This is a genomic window from Pseudoalteromonas sp. G5_S1_54_S4, from assembly GCF_054968565.1.
This window is the reverse complement of the sequence record NZ_JBQKUL010000004.1, coordinates 26,262-39,201: the sequence shown is the minus strand read 5'-3', so window position 1 is coordinate 39,201 and position 12,940 is coordinate 26,262. Positions and strand designations below refer to the sequence as shown.

The 12,940-nt window shown below is 39.7% G+C and carries 13 protein-coding genes; 5 read left to right on the top strand and 8 right to left on the bottom strand.

Features of this window, described 5'->3' with window-relative positions:
* Positions 1-160 precede the first annotated feature (160 nt).
* From ACTRWE_RS02785 to ACTRWE_RS02765, 5 genes are all read right to left on the bottom strand, one after another.
* On the bottom strand, positions 161-718 hold the full coding sequence (locus tag ACTRWE_RS02785; protein WP_013465848.1) for a YqgE/AlgH family protein: 558 nt from the start codon (positions 716-718) through the stop codon (positions 161-163).
* Positions 719-853: 135 nt separating this feature from the next.
* Complete coding sequence (gshB, locus tag ACTRWE_RS02780) at positions 854-1,804, bottom strand: glutathione synthase (RefSeq protein WP_462879466.1); 951 nt, start codon at positions 1,802-1,804, stop codon at positions 854-856.
* A 66-nt stretch (positions 1,805-1,870) separates the two neighbouring features.
* Complete coding sequence (rsmE, locus tag ACTRWE_RS02775; RefSeq protein WP_064663512.1) at positions 1,871-2,605, bottom strand: 16S rRNA (uracil(1498)-N(3))-methyltransferase; 735 nt, start codon at positions 2,603-2,605, stop codon at positions 1,871-1,873.
* Positions 2,606-2,675: 70 nt separating this feature from the next.
* Positions 2,676-3,149 (bottom strand): hypothetical protein, encoded by a 474-nt coding sequence (locus ACTRWE_RS02770; protein ID WP_024600816.1) that lies wholly within the window; start codon positions 3,147-3,149, stop codon positions 2,676-2,678.
* 77 nt (positions 3,150-3,226) lie between these two features.
* Positions 3,227-4,120, bottom strand: a complete 894-nt coding sequence (locus ACTRWE_RS02765; protein ID WP_058155236.1) for a DUF350 domain-containing protein — start codon at positions 4,118-4,120, stop codon at positions 3,227-3,229.
* Positions 4,121-4,198: 78 nt separating this feature from the next.
* Between ACTRWE_RS02765 and glnE the strand changes: the two genes are divergently transcribed.
* Positions 4,199-6,994, top strand: coding sequence for a bifunctional [glutamate--ammonia ligase]-adenylyl-L-tyrosine phosphorylase/[glutamate--ammonia-ligase] adenylyltransferase (gene glnE, locus ACTRWE_RS02760; RefSeq protein WP_350654318.1), 2,796 nt, complete (start codon positions 4,199-4,201; stop codon positions 6,992-6,994).
* A 64-nt stretch (positions 6,995-7,058) separates the two neighbouring features.
* On the opposite strand, the gene ACTRWE_RS02755 is transcribed toward glnE, so the two are convergent.
* The 3 genes from ACTRWE_RS02755 to tolC all read right to left on the bottom strand — a co-directional run bounded on the left by ACTRWE_RS02755 (position 7,059) and on the right by tolC (position 10,323).
* On the bottom strand, positions 7,059-7,631 hold the full coding sequence (locus ACTRWE_RS02755) for a toxin co-regulated pilus biosynthesis Q family protein (protein ID WP_016900582.1): 573 nt from the start codon (positions 7,629-7,631) through the stop codon (positions 7,059-7,061).
* Positions 7,632-7,668: 37 nt separating this feature from the next.
* The gene (gene lpxL, locus ACTRWE_RS02750) at positions 7,669-8,592 is read right to left on the bottom strand and encodes an LpxL/LpxP family Kdo(2)-lipid IV(A) lauroyl/palmitoleoyl acyltransferase (protein WP_138627357.1); all 924 of its coding nucleotides are present in this window, start codon (positions 8,590-8,592) and stop codon (positions 7,669-7,671) included.
* A 372-nt stretch (positions 8,593-8,964) separates the two neighbouring features.
* Positions 8,965-10,323, bottom strand: coding sequence for an outer membrane channel protein TolC (tolC, locus tag ACTRWE_RS02745; RefSeq protein WP_016900575.1), 1,359 nt, complete (start codon positions 10,321-10,323; stop codon positions 8,965-8,967).
* Positions 10,324-10,480: 157 nt separating this feature from the next.
* On the opposite strand from tolC, the gene ACTRWE_RS02740 reads away from it, so the two are divergent.
* Genes ACTRWE_RS02740 through ACTRWE_RS02725 form a run of 4 tightly spaced genes read left to right on the top strand, consistent with a single transcriptional unit; the run spans position 10,481 to position 12,926 of the window.
* Positions 10,481-11,116, top strand: a complete 636-nt coding sequence (locus ACTRWE_RS02740; RefSeq protein WP_462879465.1) for an NUDIX domain-containing protein — start codon at positions 10,481-10,483, stop codon at positions 11,114-11,116.
* 31 nt (positions 11,117-11,147) lie between these two features.
* Positions 11,148-11,606: a DUF1249 domain-containing protein gene (locus ACTRWE_RS02735; protein WP_138687045.1), complete on the top strand. Its 459-nt coding sequence runs from the start codon at positions 11,148-11,150 to the stop codon at positions 11,604-11,606.
* Positions 11,593-12,378, top strand: a complete 786-nt coding sequence (locus ACTRWE_RS02730; RefSeq protein WP_016900570.1) for a metallophosphoesterase — start codon at positions 11,593-11,595, stop codon at positions 12,376-12,378. The genes ACTRWE_RS02735 and ACTRWE_RS02730 overlap by 14 nt, the downstream gene beginning before the upstream one ends.
* The gene (locus ACTRWE_RS02725) at positions 12,363-12,926 is read left to right on the top strand and encodes a YqiA/YcfP family alpha/beta fold hydrolase (protein WP_008110593.1); all 564 of its coding nucleotides are present in this window, start codon (positions 12,363-12,365) and stop codon (positions 12,924-12,926) included. Before ACTRWE_RS02730 ends, ACTRWE_RS02725 begins: the two co-directional genes overlap by 16 nt.
* Positions 12,927-12,940: the final 14 nt, after the last annotated feature.

The following is a 12,940-nucleotide window of genomic DNA, read 5'->3' as shown; positions in this document are numbered from 1 at the left end:
CAGCATCAATGCCAAACAGGCGCTGCCCTAAGGGTTCTGCCTAGGGGCGATTTACTCTTTGTTGCTCGGTTTTTACTTAGCCCACTAGGTTACAAACTTCGCGCCGCGATTAAACCGCCCCTAGTTTGAACAAATTTTAATCCGCAAAGATCAACAGACCCTAAGCATGTCCAGCTTCGGGGCTTAATTGGCCAATATCAAAACCAAGCATAGAGACTGCCATTTCCCAGCGTTTTTCTACTGGAGTATCAAAAATTATTTTAGGATCGGCTTTAATGATCAGCCAGCTATTGTCTAATAGCTCTTGCTCTAATTGGCCTTGTTCCCAACCGGAGTAGCCTAAAGTAATAATAAATTGCTCAGGTGCTTGGGCTGTGGTTAACGTGGCTAACACATCTTTTGAGGTGGTGATCATAATATCACTGCTCAATTTTTGGCTTGCCGAGTACCCAGGTTTAGGTGAATGTAGCACAAAGCCACGGTCTGTTTTTACCGGCCCGCCAGCAAACACAGTCACTTGAGCAGCATGTTGAGATTTATCGTTATCAATATCAATTTTGTCGAGTAACTCACCTACGGTGACATCAATCGGCTGATTGATCACCAATCCCATAGCGCCTTCTTCGTTGTGTTCACAAATATAAGTGACGGCACGTTTAAAAAAAGGGTCTTGCATTGATGGCATTGCGATTAAAAAGTGATTTTCTAATGACTGCATAAGTTTTACCCTTTTAGTTATTGAATCTTGAGTATGGCATAGTCCCATGTTTTAACACTAAAAATTTATTCGAGTTTTCAGCGATGACACGATAAGCGTCATCGCTTTATATCTTAGAACTGGTTCAGTGATAATTTATTTATTAAGCTTTTTCTCTATGGCATCAAATAAAATGCCCGTAATTGAAATATCGTAAGCGGCTTCAATTTCTTTTACGCAGGTTGGCGCTGTTACGTTAATCTCAGTTAACTTATCACCAATAATATCTAAACCAACAAATATTAAGCCTTTTTCTTTCAAAGTAGGGGCGACCGCCTTTGCAATTTTAAGATCTGATTCGCTAATTGGGCGGGCTTCACCACGACCGCCTGCGGCTAAATTACCGCGTGTTTCGCCATTTTGTGGAATACGCGCTAAGCAATAAGGAATCACTTCACCATCAACAACCAATACGCGTTTATCGCCTTGAGTGATCTCTGGGATGTAATTTTGCGCCATAGCAAAACGGCTACCATGCTCGGTTAAGGTTTCGCATATTACGCCAATATTAGCATCATCGGCTTTTACTCTAAAAATAGAAGCGCCACCCATGCCATCAAGCGGTTTTAAAATAATATCTTTATGCTGGGCTAAAAACTCACGGATTTGCTTTTGGCTGCGTGTTACTAATGTATCTGGCGTGTGTTCACTAAACCAAGCTGTAAAGAGTTTTTCATTGGCGTCGCGCAAGCTTTGTGGTTTATTAATCACTAATGTGCCCGCTTGTTCTGCACGCTCTAAAATATACGTTGCATAAATATATTCAGTATCAAAAGGCGGATCTTTACGCATTAAAATAACGTCTAAATCAGCCAGCGCTATGGTTTCTTTTTCTTCAAGTTGGTACCACTTTTGTTCGTTATCAAAAACTTGAGCTTTTGCTGCAGTGGCGTAGGCATTGCCTTGACGCAGCGATAAATCATCCATTTCCATGTAGTAAATTTCGTAGCCACGGGTTTGCGCTTGCATCATCATTGCAAAACCGGTGTCTTTTTTAATATTAAATCCACTAATAGAATCTGAAATAATACCTAACTTAATTGCCATGCGCTGTGCCTTAATTTATGTGTTTTTTACAACTGTAATCTTGATATGTGGGTGCTTTTAGTTATTTCAATTAGCTAAATCGCCAAATTGTAATTGCAGTGCACTTAAAACGGTTAACGCTGCTGTTTCTGTGCGAAGTACTCGCGGACCTAAGCGAATATCTACAAATTCTTGTTGTTTAGTTTGCGCCATTTCATCATCGGTAAATCCCCCTTCAGGGCCCACTAAAAATCGCACGCCACCATCAGGAACAGTAATGGTTTTAATGCTGTGCTCAGCGCGCGGGTGTAAGGTTAATTTAATTGCATCGGTTTGCTGTTCAAGCCAGTGTTTTAAATCTACGGGAGGATTAATGGTTGGTACAAAGTTGCGCCCAGATTGCTCTGCAGCAGCAATGGCTATTTTTTGCCATTGCTGGTGTTTTTTTTCTAGGCGGTCGCCACTGAGTTTTACGCCGCAGCGCTGACTAAAAATAGGCGTTATTTCAGTGATCCCTAATTCAACCGACTTTTGAATGGTAAAATCCATTTTATCGCCACGGGATACACACTGGCCTAAATGAATCTTTAATGGCGATTCAACGTCATGAGGATTAAATTCAAGGGGCATAACAACCACGGTTTTTTTGCTCACTTCAATAATTTCACTGAGAAATTCACCCCCTTCACCATTAAAAATAGAAACCTGCTCGCCCACTTTCATTCGTAGCACACGACCTACATGGCCTGCAGCGTCATCGTCAAGATTTAAAGGGGTGTTGAGAGCAATCGGTGATGATTGATAAATATGGGGCACTCGCATGGCAAATCACTTTTTTACATAGAAGTTATATCTCTCTATGGTAAGTAAGCAAAGGCTTGGGTGCAATTATTTATTTTTCATATTCGGGGGTTAAAAGCTCTGTTAACTCTTGTGCAGTTTGAGCTATGTCGGTATCACACGATAAATGGTTTGAATGGCATTCATCTTTTATGGGCTTAATTTCATACCCTTGATCTGTCTGAATAACCATATAGCGTTTTTCATGCAGTGAATTATAAATAAAGCGCTGTGTATCATCGGCGAGTAAATAGTCTGTTTGGTTAAACAGCACACCCTGAATATCGTGGTGCTCATGCAGATAGCTGGCCAGCTCAGAAATGCTTATTTCGTTTTCAATATCGCAATAGCAATAATCTTTAACGAGTTCATCAAACATCATTTTAACCAGCTTTTGGGTGTTAGCCCCGGCGATAACGATATCTTTTTTAGCTGGATCATTTGAATTTATATAGTGTTTAATAAATGAACGGCTAAACTCGTTGTCTATATCAATTAAGAGATAACTCGCTGTTTTTATTTCCATATGCCTAAAGTCCCTGTTAATTTACCAGACTATTAAATAGGGACGTTTAGTAACGGCTTAATTTAACCAGTTTGGTACTAAATTGAAAACATACTTATAAGTAAGTAACCAATAGCACAAAATACAGCAAATTCAATACACGCAATACCAATATTATCTTGATGATCAACTTCAAGTGCGGTGTCGATATTAGGCATTGAAATAATTTTTATAATATACGTTAAACAGTATAGTAACAGCCACATCACACCGCAATGCATTACCAAGGTAAATAAGTTTTCTACCATTTTACCATTTTGAAATGCCGCACTAGATAAACCAGCATACGCCGCAAGTGCTAATCCAATTGACTTACCCGCATAGCGAATACCAATAGAGGTATTTTCTAAGCCAAAATTACTTTGCAATGAGGCGCCTTGATTTGCTTTAGCAAAGCGGTATTCACGTATTTTACTGTCCAAAGCAAACATTCCTTGCAACACAAAAAAGCTTACTGAGGCAATTAATAAATTACTAAACCCCTGAGTATGTGTCCATGTATATAAACCCAGCGCTAAAATACAATTGGCAATAAGCATCCCCGAGTCAACCAGTGCAGCACAGACGTTTTGCTTTAGTATTGCGGCTTCTTCATTAAAGCGGCGCAATATCCATTTACGGTGGATTAAATGCCCCATTTTAATAAATGAAAATAGCAGCACAATTAACAAAATCACTTTTAATGGATTTGATTGTGCGGTGCTAATACTTATTTCATCAAATAAAAACGCCATGGTTGCTATAACAACAGATATTTCAGAGGCAAAACTAATCCCCATTGCAAAGTTATCATGCTGAGCCAATTCTTCTTTAAGTGCTTGTTTTGCTTTTATTTGAGTAACAATTCTTAAACTGATGATGATGATACAAATAACCACAAAACTAATAGCAATCGCAACTAAACTAGTGTTAGATAATGACAAATATGACATGGTGTTCCTAAATAGATTTACCTTGATAGGTTTTTAACCATTCTAGTATGGTTATTGGTGAGATAAAAGAGGGTATTGATGAGTAACGACACGCAGCTTCCTATTGAATTACAAAAACTCGGTGAAACACGCTTTGCCGCGCTGTACCCAGAGCAACAAAACCAGCAGCAGATAATACGGCTATTGGCGTTAAGTGATTTTGCTTGGCGCAGCTTAAGCTCTCAACCTGCGCTACTGTCTTGGTTACTGTGTGAGCACGAAATTAAAAATAGAGAAATTTTAGACCCTTTTGCACAGCTAGATATAACTAAAATAGAAGAGAGTGAGTGCCATAAGTTACTGCGCCAATACCGAGAAAAATACTGGTTAAAGGTGGCTTTTTTAGATTTATGCTGCAAAAACCCGATTGAAAATAGTATTAAATACATTAGTGAACTTGCTAATAAACTGATCGACAGTGCTAATCAATGGGCCTATAAAAATGTCGCTAAAACCAATGGTGAGCCATTAGATGAGCACAACAACCCGTTACCGTTAATGGTATTAGGAATGGGTAAACTAGGTGGACAAGAACTCAATTATTCATCTGATATCGATCTTATTTTTGCATATCCTCGCAATGTTAAAACCCAAGGTGGGCGTCGCTCGCTTGAAGCATCTGTCTTTTATACTAAAGTTGCCCAAAAGCTAATTACAGCACTTAATCAATGTACGGTCGATGGCCAAGTTTTTCGCGTAGATATGCGTTTGCGACCATTTGGGGAAAGTGGTCCGTTGGTAATGAGCTTTAATGCCATTGAAGATTACTACCAAGAGCAAGGGCGTGATTGGGAACGCTACGCGATGTTAAAAGGGCGCTTAATTGGCACGCCTAACATTTATTGGCAGGAGTTTAATACGTTATTAAAGCCTTTTGTGTATCGCCGTTATATTGATTTTTCGGTTATTGAGTCGCTAAGAAAAATGAAGCTTATGATTGCCCAAGAGGTGCGTCGTAAGCGCTTAACCAATAATATTAAGTTAGGTGGTGGTGGCATTCGCGAAGTGGAGTTTATTGTTCAGGCTTTGCAAATGGTGCGAGGCGGCAGAGAGGCCAACTTACAAACGCAATCTTTACTAATTGCATTAAAAGAGCTAACAGTTAGCCAAGTTATTGATGAGCTTGAAGCTAAAGATTTAAAAAGCAATTACTTATATTTACGCAAAGTAGAGCAATACCTACAAATATTTGATGATCAACAAACACAAACACTGCCCGAGGATGAGCTCAATCAACAGCGACTCAATGTGTTGCTCGCTCAGGCAGATTTTGCGGCAACGCTTGTGAAAATAGAACATGTGATGAGCCAAATACATAACGAATTTACACAGGTTATAGGCGAAGAAACTGAACCACTTGATACCTGTGAAGGGGCGTTTATTAGTGCTTGGGATCACGGCGATGTTAGCTTTTTAAATGAGCCCAGAGATGAGTGGCAAACACCATTATACGACTTTAAACAACGACTTTCTAAAGCTAAAGTAGGCAATCGTGGGCGCGATATTCTTGATAAATTAATGCCGGCATTACTTAAACAGTTAAACGACTTTAATGCCAGTGCTAGCGCCTTTGCAACGGTATGCCAAATATTAAATAAAATTATTTCGCGCACCGCTTATCTAGAGTTGCTGTATGAAAATCCAGGAACGCTAAAACAATTGGTTTTACTTTGTTGTCACAGTAAATGGATTGGCGAGCATATTTCATTATACCCCATTTTGCTCGATGAACTTATCGACCCAGCTGTGCTTTACAAGCCAACCCCATTAACTGCGTATAAAGATGAAATAAGACAGTATTTTTTACGCATTGAACATGACGATTTAGAGCAGCAAATGGAAGCGCTGCGCCAGTTTAAGCAAACCCATCAATTACGCATTGCCGCAGCTGATGCGACGGGCGTTATTGATGTAATGAAAGTAAGCGATCACTTAACAGCATTGGCTGAAGCTATAGTCGATCAGGCTGTAAATATTGCGTGGTACCACTGCGTAAAACGCTTTGGTATGCCACCTAATACCGATGATGAAAACAAGGGGTTTGCGGTTATTGCGTATGGTAAAACTGGCGGTTTTGAGGTGGGTTATGACTCTGATCTCGATTTAGTCTTTGTGCATAACCATGATGGTACAAGCTACACTAATGGTGATAAAGCGATTGACTCAAGACAGTTTTATTTAAAACTCGCACAACGATTAATGCATTTATTTAATACCCGTACCGCCTCAGGTATTTTATATGAGTTAGATACTCGTCTGCGTCCAGAAGGTGCATCAGGGCTATTAGCTATTAATCTAGAAAGCTTTAATCATTATCAGCAAACGCAAGCATGGACATGGGAGCACCAAGCGCTGGTTAGAGCGAGGCTGATTTTAGGTCAAGCTGAATTAGTAACACGATTTGCACAAATTCGCGCCGAGATATTGTGCCAACAACGTGATGAAGATACTTTAAAAGCAGACGTGATTAAAATGCGCGAAAAAATGCGTGGCCATTTGGCTAAAGGCAATGCGCAGCAATTTGACTTAAAACAAGATGTGGGTGCCATGACCGATATTGAGTTTATAACGCAATACTTGGTATTAAAACATGCCCATGAGTTTACCCACTTATGCGATAATTCTGACAATGTGAGAATTTTAACGGACGCGGCTAAAATTGGCTGTATCAGCGATATTCAAAAAAAGCAGCTTATTCAAGCGTATATAGACTATCGCTCACGCTATCATGTGTTGAGCTTAGACCAGCAAGGTCGCTGCGTTAAACGCGAAGAGTTTAGTGAAAATATCAATAATGTTAGCACGGTTTGGAAGGCAATATTTGGGCTAGATTGAGCAATTTAATGTTATGCGCTCAGCAATATTTGAGCGCATATCAACAAAATTAAACCGAATGTAGTTAATTGCTTAGCTTTAAACAGTTTGAGCGTACAAATTCAGACGGTAGCTCGGTAATCACCGCTGCACGTTGTTTAGGGCAGAAAAACGCATACACTTCATTTGAAAAGTCATCATTAATAGAGCGGCTAACGCGGTATAAAGCGGAGTTAAAACTGCTATCTATACGAAAGTGATCTTTTATTACGTAATCTTTGTCTAAGTACCACATTAAAGTAATACCTTCGTTATTAGCATATTGGGTCAGTACAGTACGCAAGGTTGAGTCACGTTGAAAGCGACGCGGGCCTACTTCTCCACTCCAATTTAAAGGCATAGGCTCTACTACAAAAGAACGCTGGTTTAGCGCTCTGTCGAGGCTAAGATCGGGTTTTTCGAGTTCAATTACAAATTTGTCATTGTCTTTATTGACAGAAATTCTATCTCGGATTGATGCATAAAACCGCGATAACCCTTCAGCCGCAGCGTTAGTGGTTTGTTGATAATTAAGTGACGACGAACCATTTAGTAGAAAGTAAATAGCTGCACCAATTAACAATAAAGCTAAAAGTATATATCTAATCCAAAACCACATGGCTGTTACTCATCTTTGTTATTTTAATAGCCCATCTTTAATAAAAAGAGGGGGCGTCTTTATCGGGTCGTGTTTTAAAGCGTCTATGCAACCACATATATTGTTCAGGGGCGGCATTTATTGATTGTTCTATGCGCTGATTAACACGTGTTACATCGGCTTTATCATCGCCGCTTGGGAAATTTTCAAGCTCAGGTACGATTTCTAAGTGATACTTTCCGTTTTCATCCCGACGAGTAATTAGGCTCATTGTTTCGCAGTTTTTACTACCTGCAAACATCAGTGTACCAGTGGTTGTTGCTGTATCAGGTACTGCGTAAAAAGGCACAAACTCACAGCGGCTACGGCCATAATCCTGATCGGGTAAGTAGTAGCAAACTTTTTTATTTTTTAATGCTTTCAATAGTCCTTTAACATCTTTTTTACCAACCATGTACTCGTTAGATCGAAGGCGTCCATTGGTGGTAAAATATTCCATAAGCGGGTTATTATGTGGGCGATAAAAACCAATACCTTGGCACTTCAATCCCATTACGCGGCTTGCCATTTCAAGGTGAAGTATATGTGGAACAAGTAATAAAACGCCTTTTCCTGATTGTTGTACGCGCTCAAAATGTTCAAGTCCTTTTAGTGACCCGAGTACTTTTTCTACCCGCCACTGTGGCCACCACCAAGCCATACCGGTTTCAACCATTGCAATACCAGTATTTTCCATATTTTTAAGTACCAGCTGTTGTTGCTCGGCTTCGCTCATCGTGGGGAAACAGTGTTTAATATTAACTTCAGCAATATGCCTTCTGCGCTTCATATATTTATGAACCAAGCGTCCTAGCTGCTTACCCATAGCTAATTGTATTTTTTGCGGTAACCATGAAATGAGATATAAAAATAAGACACCAATCCAAGTTAGCCAATAACGAGGACCTAAAAAAGAGGCTTTAAAAGGGGATGAGTTGACCACAAAAATTTCTCTAAAAATAAAAGGCTAGGGTCTGGTGACCTTTGCGGATTAATATTTGTTCAAACTAGGGACAATTTAATCGCGGCGCGAGGTTTGTAACCTAGTGGGCTAAGTAAAAACCGAGCAACAAAGAGTTAATTGTCCCTAGGCAGAACCCTTCAGGCAGCGCCTGTTTGGCATTGATGCTACGTTATCGCCTATTTATGGGGAATAACCACACCACATAGACTCTGCCTTGCCTAAATACCAAACAGGCTGCTGCAAATTTAACCTTGAAAGGTCAACAGACCCTAGTTTAACGCTATGCGCTCAAAAATACAAAAAGCCAACAAAAAGCTGGCTTTAGTAATTATTTATAATGAAGTCGTGTGTTTAGTTAACGGTATTTAACCCTTGGTTTATACCCACTAAGTCTTCGCGGCTTAATGTGCCTGTTGCTTGTTTTAGACGAAGCGTTGACACAACATAGCGATAACGCACATCAGCAAGATTACGCTTTGCATTGTATAAATTTTGCGTACTGACGAGCACATCAACAATGGTACGTGTACCCACTTCAAAACCCGCTTCCGTGGCTTTTAAAGCGCTTTGTGCTGAAATAACCGCTTGTTCAAGCGCTTTATAGGTCGCAATATCAGATACCACTTGGTTATAAGAAGTAATAACAGAGCGAGTTACTGCGCGATAATCCGTTTCAAAATCTTGGCTCGCAGCAACGTAAAATGCACGTGCTTGATCTGTTGCAGCAACCGTTGCGCCACCTGAGTAAAGTGGTACGCTAAAGTTAAGTCCAACAGATGTTGAATCTGAACGAGGCTGGTCGTCAAAACTAGCGCCATTTAACTCGCTATCTGTTAATGAGTCGCCGTAACTAGCATTTAAAGTTAGTTTTGGATAATGCCCTGCTTTAGCAAGTTCAATTTGCTCTTTAGCGATATCAACCGTTATTTTTGATACTTGCAGATTTAAGTTTTTGTCTTTCGCTATTTTAACTAAATCCGTTGCAGGCGTACTTGGCTTAACAGTAGAAAACGTTTCGGTGTTTAACATATCTAGCTTTGCATGGTATTTACCGGTGATCTCACGTAGTTGCTCACGGGCTGTTTCTACCGCATTATTAGCAATGATTTCTTGCGCTACTGAGTTATCAAATTGTGCTTGTGCTTCATGTACATCGGTAATAGCCGTTAAACCTACAGCGTAACGTTGTTTAGTTTGTTCAAGTTGGCGCTCAATGGCACGTTTTTCAGCTTGTACAAATTCAAGGTTATCAATAGCGCTTAATACGTTAAAATAGCCTTCAGCCACACGTACTATTAAATCTTGTTTAGCAAAATCGTACTGGCCACTAGCTTGCAGTGCTTGTTTGTCAGCAATGCCGAGTGAATTCCACGCGCCCAAATCAAATAGCGTTTGGCTTAAGCTAATACCACGTCTGAATTGGTCCGTTTCACTTTCGACTTTAACTTGGTTTGATAAATCGCCTATGCTTTGAAAAGAGGTCGAGTCACTTTTTTCATAACTCATGCTTAAACCAATTTGCGGTAATAGTGCGCTCATAGCGCGATCGCTTTGGTATGATTGTGCATCAGCTTGGGCTTTTGCTTTTAAAACGGTAGGATCGTTGGCTGTTGCGATTTCAAAAACTTGAAGTAAATCTTCTGCATTGGCTACGGTTGAGCCCAATGCGCATGATAAACTAACCAGTGCAGCAAGGATGTTCTTTTTCATGTGATGTTCGGTCCTTAGACAATTTTTGTACTAGTAGCATGTTAACCTGTTTTAACTAATAACTAAAAAAAAATTAGTAAAACAGCGTTCTCAAGTGTAACAGAATATATACCTAAATGACGTTGATGTATTTGCACCCTCAAAAAGGAAAGAATAGATGGCGAATAAAAGTCGTATTAAATTTACCCATGACGATGTGAGATTAAAACCAATTGAAAATTTGTATGATGGTTTTTTTAAAATAAACCTTTATCAATTTAAGCATGCCTTATTTGCGGGTGGAGAGTCTGAGGTAATTCGTCGAGAAATTCTTGAACGCGGAGATGCGGTCGCAGTTTTACCTTATGACCCAGTAACTGAGCAAGTGCTGCTAATTGAACAAATTCGAATTGGCGCAATTAAAAGCAAACACACGCCTTGGCTGTTAGAATGTATAGCGGGCATGACCGATGGCAGTGAAGATTACGAGTCGGTTGTTAAAAAAGAAGCGTTTGAAGAAGCGGGACTTAATTTAACAGAACTTGAGTTTATGTTGTCTTACCTTTCAAGCCCCGGCGGTACTACAGAGCGTTTATATTTATATTTAGCTCACGCCGACTTAAGCCAAATTAATACCGGTATATATGGCTTAGACACCGAAGGTGAAGATATTAAAACGCATATTATGGATTTAGATGAAGCATTTGAGCGACTCAATCGTGGCGAGATAGATAATGCGGCTACGGTAATTTGCTTGCAATGGTTAGCACTAAATCGCGACAGAATACGTAAAATACGTAAGAAGTGGGCATAGTTTTTAATTTTTTAATAGTAATGGCGGTATTTTGACAGCACTTTTAACCACTAATCGATACATTCAAAGCCTTCCAAAGTATTTAACACTTTGTGAGCATAATTACGTACGCCTTTTAAAATTACTACCTAGTGAACGAGCGATTGGCAGTGTTAGAGAAATCAAACTGGGCCACAGTGAATTTGCCATCAACATAGATGACAATGCCAAGTACACCCTTGATGTATCTATTAAACAGTTATCAGGAATGGTACGTGGTATTTCGCCTTTGTATTTAACAGTGCGCTTATATAATGATGCTAAAGTAGCCGAAATTGTCCATCATGATTACCACCAACGAATCAAACCTTCCTATGGCTACCCTAATCCTAAGATGCATCAAAAAGATGAAAAATATCAGTTGAATGCTTTTTTATATGATTGGTTGGTTGCCTGTGTAGAGCGAGGTCAATCAACACTTAATTGGGATGTAAATAATGGCTTGGTTTGATGATACGTATTATTTTGAGCAAGCCCAGCTTCGTATAGCCCATATAACGGATTGTCACCTTTTTAGCGATAAGCAGGGCGAGTATTTTGGGGTTAACACCGCAGAACATTTTACTAGGGCACTTACAGATATAGCAAAACAGCAGCCTGATGCCTTGATATTTGGTGGCGATTTAACCCAAGATCACAGCTTTAATTCCTATTTATTATTTGCTGAACTGATTCATAATAGTGACCTTGATTGCCCCGTATTTTGGGTTCCCGGCAATCATGATGAAATTGATCAGCTCAATTTAATTAGTGGCGGGCAAATACAACGCGCTAAACATATTGTGGCGCAAGGGTTTGAACTGATATTAATTAATTCTAAAGGAAATACCCCTGCTGGGTGGGTGACGCCCTCGCATTTAGAGGAAATTATGGCGTGTTTAGTCGATTCAGATAATCGTCATATTGCATTTTGTCATCACAACCCACTGCCTATTAATGGCTACCTAGACAAACACATGCTAGAAAATGGGCCGCAGCTATTAAATTTATTAGTTAATAATGGCCGCGTTGATGCGCTGTTTCATGGGCATGTTCACAATAACTACCAACAGCAATTTAGAGAGCTTGATATTTACGCGACACCGGCCAGTTCCGTGCAGTTTACAAAGCACAGTGCTACTTGGCAGCAAGAAGATAAAGGGGCGGCTTATCGTATGCTGCACTTAAATGCTGAGCAACAAAAGGTGCATATACGCACGGACGTGGTATGGTTAAACGAGTAATCTATATTCACGGTTTTAATAGCTCTGAAAAATCATATAAAGCTGTGCGCTTTGGTGAGCTTATGGCACACTATGATGTTGATTATTGTGTGCCACGCTTAAATCATGAACCTATAGAGGCGATTATAGCGCTTGAACAACTATTAACACCGAATACCGTATTATTGGGCAGCTCGTTAGGTGGTTTTTTTGCCACGTATTTATCGCAGCGTTATCAAATTCCTGCGGTGGTAATTAATCCTGCCGTTGCCCCATATACATTATTAGAGCCTATACTTGGGCCTAATTATAATCCGTATCAAGATTATAATTACCAATTACAATCTCGTCATATAGATGCGTTAAAAGCATTAACGGTGACAGAGTTAAAACACCCTGAACTGTTGTATTTATTACAGCAAACAGGGGATGAAGTGTTAAATTTTCAGCACGCAATAAAGTATTACTCACAATGTAAACAGTTAATTGAATTTGGCGGCGATCATAGCTTTAATGGCTTTGAGCGAGCTTTTTCAAGCATTGTCGATTTTCTTAAAATCAGATATTAGCGTATATAAAGATA

Coding starts and splice junctions, on each gene's coding strand:
- ACTRWE_RS02785 (WP_013465848.1), bottom strand. CDS start 718: ATGCAGTCATTAGAAAATCACTTTTTAATCGCAATGCCATCAATGCAA.
- gshB (WP_462879466.1), bottom strand. CDS start 1,804: ATGGCAATTAAGTTAGGTATTATTTCAGATTCTATTAGTGGATTTAAT.
- rsmE (WP_064663512.1), bottom strand. CDS start 2,605: ATGCGAGTGCCCCATATTTATCAATCATCACCGATTGCTCTCAACACC.
- ACTRWE_RS02770 (WP_024600816.1), bottom strand. CDS start 3,149: ATGGAAATAAAAACAGCGAGTTATCTCTTAATTGATATAGACAACGAG.
- ACTRWE_RS02765 (WP_058155236.1), bottom strand. CDS start 4,120: ATGTCATATTTGTCATTATCTAACACTAGTTTAGTTGCGATTGCTATT.
- glnE (WP_350654318.1), top strand. CDS start 4,199: ATGAGTAACGACACGCAGCTTCCTATTGAATTACAAAAACTCGGTGAA.
- ACTRWE_RS02755 (WP_016900582.1), bottom strand. CDS start 7,631: ATGTGGTTTTGGATTAGATATATACTTTTAGCTTTATTGTTAATTGGT.
- tolC (WP_016900575.1), bottom strand. CDS start 10,323: ATGAAAAAGAACATCCTTGCTGCACTGGTTAGTTTATCATGCGCATTG.
- ACTRWE_RS02740 (WP_462879465.1), top strand. CDS start 10,481: ATGGCGAATAAAAGTCGTATTAAATTTACCCATGACGATGTGAGATTA.
- ACTRWE_RS02730 (WP_016900570.1), top strand. CDS start 11,593: ATGGCTTGGTTTGATGATACGTATTATTTTGAGCAAGCCCAGCTTCGT.
- ACTRWE_RS02725 (WP_008110593.1), top strand. CDS start 12,363: ATGGTTAAACGAGTAATCTATATTCACGGTTTTAATAGCTCTGAAAAA.